This window comes from Sulfurimonas iocasae (genome assembly GCF_047716755.1).
Taxonomy (GTDB): domain Bacteria; phylum Campylobacterota; class Campylobacteria; order Campylobacterales; family Sulfurimonadaceae; genus Sulfurimonas.
In genome coordinates this window covers 623557-641163 of record NZ_CP180409.1, presented here as the reverse complement: position 1 = coordinate 641163, position 17607 = coordinate 623557, and the positions used below count along the sequence as shown (strand labels likewise).

The 17607-nt window shown below is 33.2% G+C and carries 16 protein-coding genes; 6 read left to right on the top strand and 10 right to left on the bottom strand.

What is annotated here, in order from left to right:
• Positions 1-58: 58 nt before the first annotated feature.
• Genes mnmH through ACLHDE_RS03270 form a run of 3 tightly spaced genes read right to left on the bottom strand, consistent with a single transcriptional unit; the run spans position 59 to position 2434 of the window.
• Entirely contained in the window at positions 59-1117 is a 1059-nt protein-coding gene (gene mnmH / locus ACLHDE_RS03280) for a tRNA 2-selenouridine(34) synthase MnmH (protein WP_415397765.1), read from the bottom strand.
• The gene (locus tag ACLHDE_RS03275; protein ID WP_415397763.1) at positions 1107-2009 is read right to left on the bottom strand and encodes a radical SAM protein; all 903 of its coding nucleotides are present in this window, start codon (positions 2007-2009) and stop codon (positions 1107-1109) included. Before ACLHDE_RS03275 ends, mnmH begins: the two co-directional genes overlap by 11 nt.
• Positions 1991-2434: a hypothetical protein gene (locus ACLHDE_RS03270; protein ID WP_415397761.1), complete on the bottom strand. Its 444-nt coding sequence runs from the start codon at positions 2432-2434 to the stop codon at positions 1991-1993. Before ACLHDE_RS03270 ends, ACLHDE_RS03275 begins: the two co-directional genes overlap by 19 nt.
• A gap of 104 nt (positions 2435-2538) precedes the next feature.
• Here ACLHDE_RS03270 and ACLHDE_RS03265 point away from each other — a divergent pair, with 104 nt between their 5' ends.
• On the top strand, positions 2539-5400 hold the full coding sequence (locus ACLHDE_RS03265; RefSeq protein ID WP_415397759.1) for a hypothetical protein: 2862 nt from the start codon (positions 2539-2541) through the stop codon (positions 5398-5400).
• Positions 5384-5668, top strand: a complete 285-nt coding sequence (locus ACLHDE_RS03260) for a heavy-metal-associated domain-containing protein (RefSeq protein ID WP_415397757.1) — start codon at positions 5384-5386, stop codon at positions 5666-5668. The genes ACLHDE_RS03265 and ACLHDE_RS03260 overlap by 17 nt, the downstream gene beginning before the upstream one ends.
• Here ACLHDE_RS03260 and truC read toward each other — a convergent pair.
• Positions 5616-6368, bottom strand: coding sequence for a tRNA pseudouridine(65) synthase TruC (truC, locus tag ACLHDE_RS03255; protein WP_415397755.1), 753 nt, complete (start codon positions 6366-6368; stop codon positions 5616-5618). The two genes, ACLHDE_RS03260 and truC, sit on opposite strands and share 53 nt — an antisense overlap.
• Before the next feature lie 29 nt (positions 6369-6397).
• On the opposite strand from truC, the gene ACLHDE_RS03250 reads away from it, so the two are divergent.
• Entirely contained in the window at positions 6398-7021 is a 624-nt protein-coding gene (locus ACLHDE_RS03250; protein ID WP_415397753.1) for a hypothetical protein, read from the top strand.
• A 10-nt stretch (positions 7022-7031) separates the two neighbouring features.
• On the opposite strand, the gene ACLHDE_RS03245 is transcribed toward ACLHDE_RS03250, so the two are convergent.
• Complete coding sequence (locus ACLHDE_RS03245; protein WP_415397751.1) at positions 7032-8303, bottom strand: DEAD/DEAH box helicase; 1272 nt, start codon at positions 8301-8303, stop codon at positions 7032-7034.
• A gap of 141 nt (positions 8304-8444) precedes the next feature.
• On the opposite strand from ACLHDE_RS03245, the gene ACLHDE_RS03240 reads away from it, so the two are divergent.
• The gene (locus ACLHDE_RS03240) at positions 8445-10394 is read left to right on the top strand and encodes an EAL domain-containing protein (RefSeq protein WP_415397749.1); all 1950 of its coding nucleotides are present in this window, start codon (positions 8445-8447) and stop codon (positions 10392-10394) included.
• 73 nt (positions 10395-10467) lie between these two features.
• Positions 10468-10962: a DUF2062 domain-containing protein gene (locus ACLHDE_RS03235; protein WP_415397748.1), complete on the top strand. Its 495-nt coding sequence runs from the start codon at positions 10468-10470 to the stop codon at positions 10960-10962.
• On the opposite strand, the gene lgt is transcribed toward ACLHDE_RS03235, so the two are convergent.
• The 5 genes from lgt to ACLHDE_RS03210 all read right to left on the bottom strand — a co-directional run bounded on the left by lgt (position 10959) and on the right by ACLHDE_RS03210 (position 16501).
• Entirely contained in the window at positions 10959-11795 is an 837-nt protein-coding gene (lgt, locus tag ACLHDE_RS03230) for a prolipoprotein diacylglyceryl transferase (protein ID WP_415397747.1), read from the bottom strand. The two genes, ACLHDE_RS03235 and lgt, sit on opposite strands and share 4 nt — an antisense overlap.
• Positions 11796-13079 (bottom strand): (Fe-S)-binding protein, encoded by a 1284-nt coding sequence (locus tag ACLHDE_RS03225; protein ID WP_415397746.1) that lies wholly within the window; start codon positions 13077-13079, stop codon positions 11796-11798. It lies immediately after the preceding gene.
• 2 nt (positions 13080-13081) lie between these two features.
• A complete protein-coding gene (gene hemN / locus ACLHDE_RS03220) occupies positions 13082-14449 on the bottom strand; it encodes an oxygen-independent coproporphyrinogen III oxidase (protein ID WP_415397745.1) in 1368 nt (455 codons plus the stop codon).
• A gap of 194 nt (positions 14450-14643) precedes the next feature.
• Positions 14644-14790 carry a hypothetical protein gene (locus ACLHDE_RS03215; protein ID WP_415397744.1) on the bottom strand — a complete coding sequence of 49 codons (147 nt, stop codon included), beginning with the start codon at positions 14788-14790 and terminating at the stop codon, positions 14644-14646.
• Entirely contained in the window at positions 14780-16501 is a 1722-nt protein-coding gene (locus ACLHDE_RS03210; RefSeq protein WP_415397743.1) for an ABC transporter ATP-binding protein, read from the bottom strand. The genes ACLHDE_RS03215 and ACLHDE_RS03210 overlap by 11 nt, the downstream gene beginning before the upstream one ends.
• 91 nt (positions 16502-16592) lie before the next feature.
• Here ACLHDE_RS03210 and ACLHDE_RS03205 point away from each other — a divergent pair, with 91 nt between their 5' ends.
• The gene (locus ACLHDE_RS03205) at positions 16593-17603 is read left to right on the top strand and encodes a glycosyltransferase family 9 protein (RefSeq protein ID WP_415397742.1); all 1011 of its coding nucleotides are present in this window, start codon (positions 16593-16595) and stop codon (positions 17601-17603) included.
• Positions 17604-17607 lie beyond the last annotated feature (4 nt).

Below are 17607 nucleotides of genomic sequence, written 5' to 3'. Positions count from 1 at the left end.
AGTACTTTAAATACTTGTTTGGTGAACATACAATAAATATTATAAAATAATTTTCATTCTATACTTTTTTTGCTAAATACTCAACAATTTCTTCGCTTGAACCTCTAAATTCTACTTGTTCAAAGCGTTTTTGAATCTGATAGTCATACATTGGATCATAATACTCACTTAAAAGAGTCTCTATCCACTCTTTATGCGCTTCTAATGAGCCACTTTTCATCTGTAAATTAAAAGCATTTTCAAATGTTTTACAGACCTCTTTATGTCGTTTACTACCAAGTCTTCTCTCTATTCTATGCATAGCACCTAGTATTTCATTTCTCCACTCCTCAAGATTATCTACATACATTTTTTGTGCTTCAATAACATACTCATCAAATGTTATCTCTATTCTCTGCTCTATTGGTGTCTCAAGTATGATAAGAGGAGCTTGCGAGAGATAATCTGCAAAACTTTTTGGGATAAACAAGCCGCCAATACGATTACCTTCATCTTCAAAAACTAAGTATTTCAAGCCCTTATCAAGTTTTTGGATAAGCTCATAAGCCATACTGTTTTCAAAATTTATTTGCGTGGGTTGTGGAGTGGTTTTTTTACCAAAAGATGAGCCTCTATGATTTGCAAGACCTTCAAGGTCTATGGAGTTCTCTAAAGTTTTAAGTAATATAGTTTTTCCAGAACCAGTACGACCACCAAGTATTATTGGCTTAAAATGAGTGCAAGACTCTTCTGTTTCATCTATAAGATAATTTCTAAAAGCTTTATAACCACCTTTAAATCGTGAGACATCATATCCTGCTTGAGCGAGACACTCTTGTGATATCTTAGAGCGTTGACCGCCTCTAAAACAAAAAAGCTTGGTATCTGAGTTTGCTTTTATAAAATTAGACCACGCTTTAACACGTTCCTCTTTCACTGCACCACTTACAAGCTTATGCCCTAGTTTTACAGCTTCTTTATTACCATAGAGTTTATAACATACGCCTATTGTGTGTCTCTCTTCATCATTGAGAAGAGGCAGGTTTATGGCATTAGGAAATGAGCCTTTTTCAAATTCTACAGGAGCACGAACATCTATAAGTGGTGTGGAATTTAATACAACTGACTTAAAATCCACGAAACATCCTAGGCACAAAAGCCATCTCTCCAACGTTTATAGCATCCTCTAATTCTTGGACAAGTCTATCTTTTTCTCTTGGTAGATTTCCCCCTAGATGCAAGGCGTTAGATGCATGGTTTGAGCGAAAAATGATTTTATTTGTCGGATTTAGTAGCTCTAGAAACTTTTTTTGTTCTTGAAGTAACTCTGTGTCGCTAAGCATCTCAAAGTCACTAAAGTGTTTGTAAAACTTCTCTTTTGACTCTTCTTCTAGTCCGAGCTGTAGAGTTGAGAGGTAGTTTACTTTTGTTTCATTTATGATTTTTGCACTCTCTTTTATGTGTTCATCTGAGTACTTTATTCCACCCATACCAAGGATAACTGTTGCAGATATCTTTAGTCCTGCATCTGAGGCTTTGTTAAGTGATTCTATAATCTCGCTTTGGTTTACACCTTTTGTTATCTTTTTTAAAACTGTGTCACTACCCGTCTCTACTCCGTAGTAGATTAGGTTTAGACCGTTTTCTTTTAGCTCTTCTAACTCTTGGCTTGATTTATTTAGTATGTTTTGTGCAGATGCGTAGAGTGAGACACGTCCTAGTTTTACAAATGATTGCTTTAAGTAAGAGAGTAGTTTTAAGAGATAGTTCGTATCAAGGGCTAGAGCATCTCCATCAGCTAGAAAAATCTTTCTGGCATCTGGATATAGCTTTGCAAGAGTGTCGACATCTCTAAAGACATCTTCTATGTCTCTTACTTCAAAGCTCTTTGTTTTATACATAGAACAAAAGGTACAGTTATTATAGCTACACCCGTAGGTAGCTTGGATAATGATATTGTCAGCTTCTGCTGGTGGTCTGTAAAGCGGGTATGAGTATTCTATCATCAAATCTAAACTATGAACATCCACTTAGCAGCTATAACTATGAAAAGCCCTAAAACAATTACAAGTTTATGAAAGTGATTTTCCATAAAATTACTCTTTTTACCATTTGTAAACTTAACATATAAATTTGAGCTGACACCCGCTACTATGATTAGAACAAGGCCTGTCTTAAACATCAGTATCTTTTGCAAATCAGTCTCAAAGAAACCTGCTTCTGAGTTAATGTATTTTGACATCATCATACCACCCGTTAAAACAAGAAACAGAAGTATAAGTGGGAAAATTTTAAAACTTCTTTTTCCAAGTGTCTGGTTTATCTTTTGTTCTGTTTCTTTATTAAACTTATTTTTAAGTGTCGAGATAATAGCCAAGTCACTAAACACATAACCCAAAAAAATAATTGCTAGAATCAAGTGAATGATATGTACGTACGGATAGATTGCTTCCATGATTTCTCCTATAAATAATTAGCATGATTATACATAAAGAGTATGAATTAAACATTGATAAGCTTCAATGTAGTAAGATGCTTGTAAAAAGAGGAATAAGCACAATGATAAAGTATATTTTTGGTGCGATTATTATTGTTTTCGTTTTTCTCTTTAAACCTCTCACATCAGATTTTATACAAGACTATGCATCTGCGCTACTTGAGCAAAAAGTAAAAGTCACGTCAATAAGAATTATCCCACTAAGAGCAGAAGCTTACATTGCAGACTCAAACAACACTATAAGTGCAACTATCGTAAGCATTTTCCCATTTAAAATTAGAGCTTATTACAGCGGTAATATAGAGGCTTTTAAAACTTATCATCCACTCAAAGGTCATGGTGAAGCTACTGCAGATATTTACTTCTACGAGAAACTTCTAGTTGAAGGTCAAGCTTCTCTTTATGGTTCAAATGCGAAAGTCACGGTTAAAGAGCTAAAAGATAATTGGTACGTTGGAGTAAAAGCCACCTCTTTAAACCTAAAAATGCTTCAAGAACAAAATGACAAAGAAGTAAAAGCAAAGGCTGAGCTTGATTTTAATCTAAATTTTTATACAGATGCCAATACATCTATAGACATACATACAAAAACCTTAGATATTTCAGGTACGCAGATTAAAGATATTGACCTAAATCTTAAATATGAAAAAGATAATTTTACTATAAGCTCTTCTTTTAAGCCCCCAAACTTTTACAAAACAAACCTAGATGCAAATGGAGTATTTAAAGATGGAAATATATCAACATCTACAAATATTGCCTTTAAAGATGTGAAGTTAGATATTGATGAGTTAAAAATAGACACTAAGACTTTTCAAACTTCACTGCAAACATCATCACTTGGCGGTCATCTAAATGCAACTTACAAAAAAGATATGCTCTACTATGATGCTAACTCCTTGCATCTATCAAAGGTCTTAAAAGCAACAGGACAAAAGCCCTTAGCACGTGGTTATCTAAACTTTAAAGGAAAGATAAATACAAAAACTCTAGATGCAAACCTTTTGTTTAACTCTCCTTGGATTGTAGCTAGTAAACAAAGAGTGCAGAAGATAAAACTAAATATTCCTAACTTGAAGTTCGAAGATAAGAAGCTAACTAGCTCTTACAAACTTAGTGCATCATATATGAAAAAACTTTTCTCATTTAGAGGTAATATCTACTACAAAGACAAACTAAAACTAAATGCTAAAAGCAATAACTTTAAAGGTAAAACAGAGTTGCATCTAGAAGATAAAGAATTTGTGCTTAGTATGAAAAAACTAGACTTGTACGATATCCAACAATTTGCATCTCTAGAACCTATTGCTAGAGGTTTAATTGATCTAGATGCAAAGGGCAATTTTGACAAGATAAATTTTAAGCTAAGTACAGATGCCACAATAAAAGAGCACAATGTAAGTGCGCAAGCTGATGGCTCATACACTATGAAGTCAAAACTACTAAAGTCTAACTTCAAAGCCTCTGCGGCACTACAAAAAGAGTCTTTTAAAATCAGTGGAAAAGCAAGTTACAAAAAACATCTAAAGCTTAATGCTCATAGTTCAAGTTTTGGTTCACAAACACTTTTAAAACTAGAGTTTGAGCATTTCACATTCTACACTCATAATATGGACTTAGATAGACTTGCCAGTGCACTTAAGAAACCAAAAGTACTATTTGGACTTGTTGATGTTGAGGCAGAAGGAAATCTTGAAAATATAGACTTTAAGATAAGAAGTGAAAAGCTTAGTAAAGATATAAAGCCTGAAGATATAGATGGTTATATCTCAGTAAATCTAAATGGGCAATATACGCCAAAACAACTTACTCTAAAAGACACTATTGTAATGCATTACAATAAAGAGAATGTACCTTTAAAGTTTAAAGCCAAGATAGAACTGACTCCTCCTTATAAATCAAAAGGCTCTTTAATTTATAAGCAAGATAAAATAGTTGTCAACTCTTTATCTTATGAAAATGAGCAAGTAAAGAGTGACTTTTTAGTAGATATCAACGAACTATATCTCTATAGAGCTATAATGGCAAATAATTTTCGTGGACCATTAAAAGCAAAAGCACAATATACAGATGCTCTAAATATCACAACAAACTCTTTAGGTGGAGAGCTAAAAGCAGAGTTAAAAAAGAACAATTTAAATATAAATATAAAAGAGGTAAATGCTAAGAAAGTAGCTTACTTAATTGATAAAGATGACTTATTAGAACGTGGTTATTTAAATGGAAATGCCACATACAATATCCAAACAAAAACAGCTAAAACAGATATAACACTTACCTCAGCTCTCTTAAATGGTGTAAATATAGATGAAAAGATATCTACTCTTAATGACCTTATGGGACTTAATGTTATAAATATGTCAAAGTCTCTTCTTTCTAACTTCTCTGACACAAATAATAGCCAAACAGATATACAACATCTTCAGTTTGATGTCTCATTAAAAGATAACAAAGTGAATATAGATGATGTGGCACTAAGAACAGAGAAGTTTCTCATAGTAGCTTTAGGCAACTTGCAAGAAAATGGTGATATAAACTCTCTTGCTATTAGCATCGTAGATAAAAATGGTTGTGCCATAATCACACAAGCCTTAAGTGGAAATATTAAAGAGCCTAAAACAGCACAAACTACTTCAACTATTGTTAACATAATGCAAAGAGTGCCAGGTTCTATTTTAGATACAGGAAGAAAGCTTATCGACTTTTCAACTCAAACAATTGATGATGTAGCTTCTTTTGGAGCGCAACAGATTTTAGGAACTGACAAAAATATTTCAATAACATCTGATATAGTTTCTGGAGGATTTTCTCTTATAAACTATACATCAAATATTATTATGCCACAAGGGTGTAGTGTAATATATAATGGGAAAGTAAAGCATCCAAAGAATTTAAAAAGGATAAAAGATGAAAAAGAGTTTTAAAGCACTAAACATAAAATGTGGTGGTTGTGCAAATACAGTTACACAAGCTCTACTAAAAGATTTCGGTGAAGTTGAAGTCGACTTGGAACAAAGCCCGAGAGTTGTTACTCTTGAGATAAAAGATGAAGAACATGAAAAACTATTCCGTAAAAAAATGAGAGGACTAGGTTATCCAATGGATGATGAAGAGCTTGGAGCTTTTACTTCTACAGGACTTAAAGCAAAGAGCTTTGTGTCGTGTGCTGTGGGAAAAATGAACCAAGAATAAAACTAAAAGTCTCGTCTAACTCGGCATCTATAAGCAGAGTTTCGTGAGTATATGGATGTTTAAACTCCAAAGATAGTGCGTGAAGAAGTAGTCTATGACAATTAAACTTCTCCCTCACAAATATATTGTGTTCTCCACGTCCATATTTTGTATCACCTAAGATGTGATGCGAGATATGTTTCATATGTCTTCGTATCTGATGCTTACGTCCTGTTTGAGGTTTTACTTTTACAAGCGAGTAACGAGTTTTATCGTACCGTCCAACTGCAAAATCAAGTTCTACAGATGCAAGTCTCTCATACTCTGTTACAGCCTCTTGAGCCTCTTTTTCTTTACTTACATCCTTGTCTGCTATCTTATCAAGCTTCTCTTTTAAAGCGTGGTCTATCAGCCCGTGAGCTTCTGTATATCCACGTACTACACAGATATATGTTTTTTTAGTAGTGTGCTCTTTAAACTGTTCTGACATGAGTTTAGCGGTGTGTTTATCCAAAGCAAACAAAAGCACACCCGATGTAGGTTTATCTAGCCTGTGAATAGGGTATACCCACTGCCCTATCTGATCACGTAGCATCTTCATAGCAAAATATATCTCATGCCTATCTATCATAGACTTGTGAACAAGAAGTCCACTCGGTTTATTAATGCACACTAGATAATCATCTCTATATAAAATTTCTAATTCATAATCTTTAAACATAATTGGTATAATATCAAAAAAGGCTTGATATGACTTACGATTTCTCCATAATCGGTGTTTTAAAAGAGGGCTTTCGTCGCACAGATGGAGTTAAACTTACTTTTGTAGGTTCAATAATAATATATGCTCTAATCGCTCTATTTGTTAAATCACTTACAGAGTTTATCTTTCCCAACACTCAATCCTTTGTAAGTATTTATGCTTCTTCAATCGTAGAGATGCTCTTCACTCTTCCTATCCTAATCGGGATTATGATTCTTGGAGTAAAACATGCCAGAGAAGAAGAGTTAAAAGTTGCATCTATCTTTGATTACTTTGGGATGATTATACCAGTAATGCTTGCTTACATAGCTATGTCTATTCTTCTTAGTATAGGATTTATTCTTCTAGTTATTCCAGGTATATACTTAGCTATATCATATGCATTTGTATATACACTCATAGTTGATAAAGGACTTGGTGTTTGGGAGGCTATGGAACTATCACGTAAAACTGTAACCCAGCAATGGTTTAAGTTCTTTGGTTTATCTCTTCTTAGTGGAATAATCATTATAATAAGCGCCTTACCTTTTGGCATCGGACTTATCTGGAGTATACCGACAACTTACATCGCTTACGGTCTGCTTTATCATCGTCTGTTTGATGAAGAGTAGAGAATCCTAATTATTTAGGATCTCTCTTTGTAGTTTTTCTCTTTTTCCTTGAAACTGGCTTTACAAAAGCTTTTTTAGCAGGTCTTTTTTTCTCAACTTTTTTATGCTCACTCTTTAGTTTTAACTCATCTTGGTCTTTTCTTCTAATAGTTGGATCTGGTTCAAAACCTTCTACAACTTCTTGTGGAATCTTTTGACCGATAAGTCTCTCAATATCTTTAATATCATACTTGTCATATATATCTAAAAGAGAGATAGCTTCGCCATCTCTACCAGCACGACCAGTTCTTCCAACTCTATGAACATAATCTTCAGGAATTGATGGAAGTTCGTAGTTGATAACATATGGAAGCTCTTCTATGTCTAAACCACGAGATGCTATATCAGTTGCTACAAGAACTTTTATTTTACCCTCTTTAAACTGAGCAAGAGTTTTAAGTCTGTTAGCCTGTTTTTTATCTCCATGGATGATTCCACACTTAAGACCATCTTTTTGAAGCTCTATAAATAATGCATCGGCACTGACTTTTGTTTTAGTAAATACTAAAACCTGAGGAAAGTTTCTTGAACCAATCAAGTAAGCTAAAAGCTCAGCTTTTCTCTCTGTATCTACCATATATGCTACTTGGTTAATAGTATCTACTGTAGTGTTTTTCTTAGCAGTCTCAATAAAAGCAGGTTTAGTAAGAATTTGTTTTGAGAGTTTTCTAACCTTATCGCTGTATGTTGCGGAAAAAAGTAGAGTCTGGTGTCTACGTGGTAGTTGTAAATGAATTCGTCTTATCTCTTTTGAAAAGCCCATATCAAGCATTCTATCTGCTTCATCAACTACAAAAAACTCAATATTTTTAATATCTAGACCCTTGTCCATAAGCTCCATAAATCGCCCTGGAGTTCCAATAACAATATCGATACCAGTCTTAAGCATACGCTGTTGAGCCTCGATATCTTTTCCTCCCACCAAAATAGCACTTGTAATACTCATATGTTTTGAATAGTTTTTAATATCTTCATGTATCTGTATAGAAAGCTCACGAGTCGGTGAAAGAATCACAGCTCTAATAGCTCTGTTTTCATCAGCAGTAGTGTTTCTAAGTTTTTGTAAAATTGGAAGAGCAAAAGCTGCTGTTTTACCTGTTCCTGTCTGAGCAGTAGCAAATACATCGCTCTTTGCCAAGACTAAAGGAATAGCTCTTTTTTGTATAAGGGTTGGATGTTCATAGCCTAACTCTTTAATAGCTCCAAGCAATGGCTTGATAAGCCCTAGTTTTTCAAATGACATTATAAACTTTCCTTTTAAAATATAAATCGAATTTTAGCATATTATTAAAAAAATAAGGGGAATTGCTAATATTATAATATTATAATATTATAGTATTATTCTCTTGGTAACTATAATAACATATTAAGAGGCTTTTAGTTAATGACTCAAAAAACTACTTACACAAAGATAACAGCCAAAATAATATTTACTACTCTCTTCTTTACACTTCTTTGTGCATACATTTACAGCGAATATATAAAAAACAATGCAATATCTACTTTAGCACATATAGATGCTAAAAAGACGAGTATGCTTATATTTGAGACACTCTATACTGCTATGCAGCGAGGTTGGAGCAAAGAAGACCTAAATGAGATTATCAATAGATTGAACACAGTAGATGAGGCTATGAAAGTAAGTGTCTATAGAAGCAGCATTGTTGCTAATTTATATGGGGACATTGAAAAAGATAAAATAGCTAGAGAATCAATTTTGACAATTAAAGAAGCTATGAAAGGTAAAGAGTCTCTGAATATTTCTAATTTAGATTTCATAAACTACTATTACCCTGTAGTAGCTAAAGATGCTTGTTTAAAATGTCACACTAATGCAAAAGTCGGTGATACATTAGGTGTTATATATATTTCATTTCCCGTAAAAGAGCTAAAAGTATCTCTAAATGAAATGATAAACTTTTTTATTATATTTATCGCTGTATTCTCGTTAGTAATTTTCATAGAACTTGATAAATACTTAATAAAACCAATTAAAAATTTCTCAAATGTAATTAAAAATATTACAAACTCTCACGACATAACAAAACGTGTAGAATTCAATGACAACATAGAAGAAATAGATGCCATAAAAGATGTTTTCAATAATATGCTTGATTCTATAGAACACCAATTTTACTACGACAACTTAACAGGTCTTCAAAACAGAAGAAAACTTACGGAGATGCTCGAACTGAAAAAAAACTCATTTTTAATGATTATTAATATTGACTCTTTTCAAGAAATAAATGATTTATACGGTGATGAAGCTGGAGACAAACTACTAAAAGAATTTGCTACATTTTTACAAAAAAATATATCTATTGATGGATCAATATACAGACTTCATTCAGATGAATTTGCTTATCTTTGTCAAAAAGAGATAAATTTAAAAGAGTTTTTAATGTTTGCTTCTTTAATAAGTGAAGGTATTTCTCAAGAGAGTTTTAAAATAGATTCAAAAAGTGAAGTAAATCTAAGCGCGACTATCGGTATATCATATGGAACTAACATGTTACTAATAAATGCAGATACGGCTCTTGTTGTTGCTAAGAAAACTAGAAAAAATTATCTGCTTTATGATGAATCTATGGCGATGACTAAAGAATATGAAAAGAATTTTAGCTGGACAAAACGTCTAAAAAAGGCGATAGATGAAGATAGAATAGTACCTCTATTCCAGCCAATTATAGATGTTAAAACACAAAAGATAGTTAAGTATGAAGCTCTTATGAGAATAGTTGATGAGAACAATATTTACATAGCTCCTGTTCACTTTTTAGAACTTGCTAAAAAAAATAAACTCTACCACCAACTTACAAAAATAATGATAAATAAAACATTTGAGAAATTTAAAAATGTTTCATACCTTGTATCAATTAATATCTCTGTTGAAGATATCTTAAATAAAGATATCTATAACTTCATACTAGAAAAACTACGCACCTCTCAAATGAGTGCAAGAGTTGTTTTTGAAATCATAGAATCAGAAGGAATAGAAAACTTTGATGAAATCATAAAATTTATTAATGAAGTTAAAAAATATGGAGCAAAAGTATCTATTGATGACTTTGGAACAGGTTACTCAAACTTTGAATACCTTATGAAGTTAAAAGTTGACTACATCAAGATAGATGGTTCAATGATTAAAAATATAGATACAAATAAAAATTCTCAACTTATTACTCAAACAATAGTTGACTTTGCTAAAAAAATGAATATTCAGACAGTAGCAGAGTTTGTTTACTCTAAAAATATTTTTGATAAGATTCTTGAGCTTGATGTAGACTATGCTCAAGGTTATTACTTTGGAGAACCTAGCGAAACTATAGAGTAATCTTTTGAAGATTATTAAAAATGTAAGTTGTATAAAGATATAATCGTTACAATTAAAATTATAAGTGATATAGATGATCAGAAAAAATCTGAAGAAAATAAGTAAAAGTGAAAAACTAAAAGAATTTATAAAAAAATATAAAGTTCCACCAGAGTATCTCTCAACAAATAGAAAAATGGTTTCAAAAGCAATTCTTATAGGCTTGTTTATCGCTTTTATACCGATGCCAATGCAAATGCTGTTAGTCCTTGCTATGTTGCCATTTTTTAAATTCAACGTACCAATTGCTCTTGCAATGTGTTGGTTTAGTAATCCTTTTACAATGCCCCCGATGTATTATATGGAATATATGACTGGTGCTTACTTTTTAGGGAGTGAACCTCTAAATGTGGAGATGACTCTGGAGTGGTTTAGCAAAAATATTGATAATATTTTTATAGACCTCTATACAGGAGCTCTTTTTTACTCTGTAGTTGGATCGTTGAGTGGATACTGGTTAGTAAATTATTTTTGGAAAGGCTCAGTAGATAGAGATAAAAAACTTCACCGTAATGATAGAAAGTCTTAAGAGTTTTTCTTAAGACCTTTCGTTTTTGACAATCTTTCATAGTAAACCCATGCAACAACTCCGACTATACTCATAGCCAAACTCATAACTTGACCTTGAGTTATCATATTACAACAGACATAACCAATCTGGACATCCGGAGCGCGATAAATCTCTGCAATAGCTCTAAAAATACCATAACTGATAGCATAAACTAAAATAAGTTCACCGCTGAATCTTTGATATTTTCTATAAGCATAAACCACTATAAATACACCAAAGCCTTCTAAAATTGCTTCATAAAGTTGAGAAGGATGACGAAGAACTCCCTCGACTAAAATACCCCAACTAACATCTGTCTCACGACCTATAAGTTCTTGATTTAAAAAGTTACCTATGCGACCAAATACAAAAGCAAGAGGGACACTAAGAGCAACTAAATCCATAATCTTTCCAAAGGCAACTTTGTGCTTTTTTGAATATAAATATGTACTTATAAGAAATCCAAAAATCGCACCATGGTAACTCATACCACGAATACCAACAAATTCGCCATTTTGAAATGGATTAAATATCTGCCAAGGATGAGATAGATAGTAAAGAGTCTGGGTATCGTAGAATAAAATATATCCTAATCTTGCACCAAGGATAACCCCTATCTCTACATAGATAAAGTAGTTATCAATCTCTTTTCCTTTAAAGTCTAACTTGTCTCTTTTTATAAAATATTTACCGATGTAAAAGGCACTAACAAGAGCCAATACATACATAATTCCATACCAGTGAACAGGAAAAGAGATTATATGAAAAGCTACCGGATCAAAGGTGTCATATATATGATTCCAAGATGTCATTTATTTTCTCAATGCTTCAGCTATAAGCTCAATAGGATTTTTAAATACAGTCTCAACATCAGCGTAACTCATAGATGCATTTATCTGCATTCTACATGCACTACACTCAGCACTTACTACATCAGCGTGAGTATTTTTAATCATGTGTGCTTTAGGGATACCAGCTGCTTTTGCAAAATGATATTTTTCACTCTGCATTGTTACACCGCCAAATCCACAACAAGCATTTGGATCACTCATCTCTACGATGTTGTAGTTTTGGCTTATTAAATTTCTAGGTTCAGCATGGATGCCCTGCATCTTTTTAGCATGACATGGATCGTGGTATGTTACAATTTTTGTATCTTTTTTCTTAGTTTTTAGAAGTTGTTCAAGATGCGTATGATGCTGAAGCCACTCCGTCGCCATAAAAATTTTCTCTTTAATGGCAGCAGCTCTTGCTTTCCACTCAGGCTGGTCGTGAAAGTAGTGTTCATAATCAATTTTAAGCATTGCAGAACATGTAGCCTCAGGAACGATAATAGCCTCAACATCCTTTGAAAAACTCTCAAAATATTCAATATTAAATTTTGCATTATAATCAACTGTATCAAACTCACCTGTAAAATAGGCAGGAGCAGAACAACACTTTTGATCTTTTGCGAGAAAGGCATCTATCTCCAAATGAGCTAATATCTCTAAAAGTCCATCTCCAGTACCTTTATAGTTATAGTTACCAAGACAACCGATGAAAATAGCTACTTTTCTTTTTCCACCGTTAGAAATATTTTCAGGATATGAATTTAAAAATGATGTTTTTTTGAGACTTGGAAGCAATCTGTCGGCTTTTAACATAGGAATAGAAAACCTAGAGTTCATTGAATCTATGTCAGCTTTAATTTTAAATCCACAAGTCTGAAATACCCAACCTAGTTTAAAAGCCAAATCATTCATCCAACGATGACGAAGAAGTAAAAAGAAGGCTTTTTTATACCAAGCGATTCCAAATTTCTTTGCAATGTCAGAGCGAACTTGCTCTATTACCATATCTGTAGGAATTGATTTAGGACAAACATCCACACAGTTTGTACATAAAAAACAGCTCTCAAAGATATCTTTTACATTTTTATCTAAGTCTAATTTTCCTCTTTGGTATGCACCTAAGAGATCTAAAAAACCACGAGGAGAAGTAACCTCATCTGCATTTACATTATGAATAGTACAAACAGGAATACACTTTCCACACTTGATACACTCATCAGTGATGTTAGCATAATCAAAAATATCTTGAGGCGTTTTGCTCATTTTTACACCGTTTTTGAAAATGTTTTAGAGTTAGCAGCATGCTTTTTCATATACGCGTCAAAAGGCATCGCAATATTACGAATAAGAAGAGTTCCTGTCTCACTACACTCTATAAAGTCTTCATCCATTGTTAAAAGTTCATCTTCTGCAAAAGGTTTAAGTGCTTCAATTGCATCTGCAAAGTATGTTTTAAACTCTATGTTAAATAGCTTCTCGAATCTTCTAATATCAAGTTTAAAGTTACTCATAAGCTCCATAATTACATATTGTCTGATTTGGTCATCTTCATTTAAAACTATACCACGCTCAAATGGAAGTTTACCTGCGTCTATTGCTTCTTCATACTCACCCATAACTTTAAAGTTTTGATTGTACGAGTCAATCCCCTCACCTATAGAAGTAAGCCCTACTCCTATTAAGTCAGCTCCACCTTTTGTAGTGTAACCTTGGAAATTTCTGTGTAGTTCACCCTTATCTATAGCTTTAAACAGCTCGTCTTCAGGTTTTGCAAAGTGATCCATACCAATCATTCTATATCCATGAGAAGTTAAAAAATCTATTGTGTATTGCATAATATGAAGTTTTTCATCTGGAAGTGGAAGGGTTGTCTCATCTATCTTTCTCATTGTCTTTTTAAGCCAAGGAACGTGAGCATAGTTAAATACCGCAAATCTATCTGGATTAAGAGTAAGAGCAAGAGCGAGCGTCTCTTTAAATGTTTCTAGAGTCTGAAAAGGAAGTCCGTAAATCAAATCTACATTTACAGAGATCATATTGTATTTTCTAGCTAAATCCATCGCATCTTTTGTAATGTTGTAGGGCTGTACACGGTGTACAGCGATTTGTACTTTTTCGTTGAAGTCTTGAATACCAAAGCTTACGCGATTAAAACCCTCTTCACTCATAATACGCATCTGATCTTCATCTATATGACGAGGATCAATCTCACAACTTATCTCAGCATCTGCTCTAAAGTTTGGAAAGTATGATTTAATCTCTACAATAATCTCTTTAAGTTGCGCTGCTGTAAAAAATGTAGGCGTTCCGCCACCAAAGTGCATCTGAAGAACTTCGCGATTACAATCAACATGTTTTGAAAGTATCACCAACTCTCTTTTTAAATAATCCATATAACGAAGCATTTTGTCTTCTTTAGAAGTAAACACAACATTACAACCGCAAAAATAACATGCATTTCTACAAAAAGGCAGGTGAAAATAGAGACTGATTGGACGAGAAGAGTCTTGTGCTTCTAACTTGGCAATATATTCGTCATATCCATAAGCGTCACTAAACTCTAGTGCAGTTGGGTAACTTGTGTAACGAGGACCTGGTTTTGAGTACTTTAAAAATTTTGAGAAATCCAGCATATAAAATCCATTTATAGTTTAATTACCGCGATTATCTCTAAAAAATACTAATAAACCTATTAAGGGCTTCTGTAAAAACCCTTAAAATCTCAGAGTAAAAAAGAGGGATAAGATTGTGCATAACTTTTTTTGAGTCATAGCCTTAGCTACGACGATGAAAAATCATGTGCAAGATTGTTCCTCTTTTTTACTCCCTACGGGCGATATAGCAGATAAGCTACTACTTCGTTGAAACCACTTGAAGCTACTAGTAGCTCCTGCGTAGTTTCGCCTTGGATTAGCTTATCTGCTATATCGCTGAGAAAATAAGGATTTTTACAGATGCCCTTATTATTTATCAAACTCTCCGGCTAATCTTTGATAAACTTCAGAAGTAGCTAAAAGTTCACCGTGATTTCCAGATGCTACAATCTTACCATGTTGAATTACTAAAATCTTATCAGCATGCTCAATTGTACTTAATCTATGGGCTATCGTGATGGTAATCTTATCTTTTGTGTATTTATCCAAGGCCTCTTGAATTCTCTTTTCACTCTCGTTGTCAAGTGCAGAAGTAGCCTCATCAAAAAGCAGGAGCGAAGAGTGTTTGTAAATTGCTCTTGCTATTGCAACTCTTTGGCGCTGTCCACCTGAAAGATTTGCTCCAAACTCCTCCATCTGAGTATGTATACCATCTTTTAATGAAGATACAAACTCTGAAGCATCTGCAAGTTTTAGCGCTTCGTAAACTTTTTCTTCATCTATTTCTTGACCATAAGCCACATTTGCCCCAAGAGTATCTTGGAAAATATATATTCTTTGAGATACAAGAGATATGTGGTGCTTTAAAGAATCTTGAGTGAACTCTTTTATATTAGTTCCATTTACTAAAACCTCTCCGCCGTCTGGGTCATAAAAGCGAAGAAGCATATTGATAAATGTACTTTTCCCGCCTCCACTATCTCCTACAAGGGCAATATTTTCACCCTGTTTTATATTTATACTTACATCATTTAATGCGTACTTATCTTCATATTTCAGCTTAACACTTCTAAACTCTACTTTTTTTATATCATCTTCTAAAAGTTTTGTACCATCTTCAATTTTATTTTTTGTATCTATGATTTCAAAAACCCTTTCACTTGCAGCTATGGCATCTTGGATTTTTGAGTATATTGAACCAAGACGTCGTATGGGCTGAAAGACAAGCCCAACTGCAGTTAAAAATGCAGTAAATTCTCCAACTGTCATATTCTCATTATAAACCTCTCTACCACCTATGTAGATAACTGCAGCAAGTCCGGTAGCACCAAGAATTTCCATCATTGGAGAGACTATCTCTCCAACATAAACCGACTTCATATTTATCTTAAAAAACTGCCAGTTTTGCACACCAAAACGCTCTACTTCAAATTTTTCCGTTGAATTGGCTTTTATAATTTCGCTATTATTAAAAACCTCAGTTAGTCTTGTTAGTACATCTGCATTTTTAGCCTGTGAACGATGAGAATATTTTTTTAGTTTTTTAGCTATTAAAATAAGCGGATAAATTACCAAGGGAACAACAACTAAAGAGTATAAAGTTAGCATTGGATTTAGATATATCACATATCCAATAAGAGCAACAACAGTTAAAGATTCACGAAAAAGTTCTGGAAGCATATTCGATACAAAGTACTGAATTCTACCAATATCATTTGTAACACGAGATATAAGTTCACCACTTCTGTTAATATATAAAAATCCCATATCAAGACCTATCATTTTTTCAAGTAGCATCTCTCTAAAACGAGTAACAATATGAAGTCCAATATAGCTCATATATACTGACTGTATATATCTGCCTATAGCTTTTGTAAAATAGATAGCAATTAAACCAAAAGGAATAAGATAAAGCATCTCCTCTTTTCTGTTTATGAACATATCATCCATAAGCGGCTTCATAATATGGGCAGTAGCAGCCGTAGCACTAACAGTTAAGATTATCCCGATTAAAACTAAAAAATATTGTAATTTGTACTCTTTTATATAGGGGAAAAATCTTTTTAAAACTTTTTTCAAACATATCTCCATTAAATTATGGCGCTATTTTACACTAACTATGCTCATTATAAAGTAAACTTGATATAATTGCAAAAATAAATAAATCCAAGGTAATACCTCAATGTCAGTAAAGTCTGTATTAGTTATTCGCTGTGGAGCACTGGGTGACTTAGTCTACGCTACCAGTGTTATAGATGCAATGAAGCTTCAATTTGGAGACGATACGATTATTGATTTTGTATCTACTCCAGGAACTGGAACCCTTTTTAATAAAGACTCTAGGGTAAACAGAGTTTATCCCCTAAAACATAAAAAAATGCCTATCTGGCTGAGCAGTCAAAAAAAAGATATCATAAAAGCTTCACAAGAAAAAACCTATGATTTACTAATTAATTTTGAGAGTGGAAAACAGTTTAAAAGCTTAGTTGAGAGCATCAATGCCGTCAAAAAAACAGGCTATTTCTTTACTGACACTTCTATCCCACAAGATATAGAACACATGGTAGACATAACAAAATTATCATTTAAAAATATTGTTAGTGAAGAAATATTCAATAAAAGCTTTCCCAAGCTTATTGGAACTTCACAAGATGAATTAAAAGAAAAGTTTAATTTGAGTAATAATTATATTATTATAAGTCCAAGCAACTCACATCAAAAAAGAAATATTCTAAATTACCGTGCTTGGCAAAACAGTAGCTGGATAGAACTAATACAAAAACTAAGCCAAGAAATAGAAGTTGTAATAGTTGGAAACAAAGGAGAAAATGAGTTTTTCAACCTTCTTAAACCATATCCTAAAAATGTGGTTGATTTAGTAGCTAAGACATCTTTAGTTGATTTAGTGGGCGTAATCGACAATGCAGTCGGGCTAATTGCAACAGACACAGGAACAGCACATATGGCTTCAGCAGTAAATACAGAAGTTTTTGCACTTATTGGTCCAACTCCGGCAGAAGTAACAGGACCATACCAGAGTCCAACAAACAAAGTTCATATTATAAGTGCCAACTTACCCTGCTCTCCATGTTATAAAACAGAAGTAATGAAAAATTGTAAAGATAATATCTGTATGAAGAGTATAACTACAGAGCAAGTCTACAACAGCATAAAATCAGCAAATTTATTGTAAAATC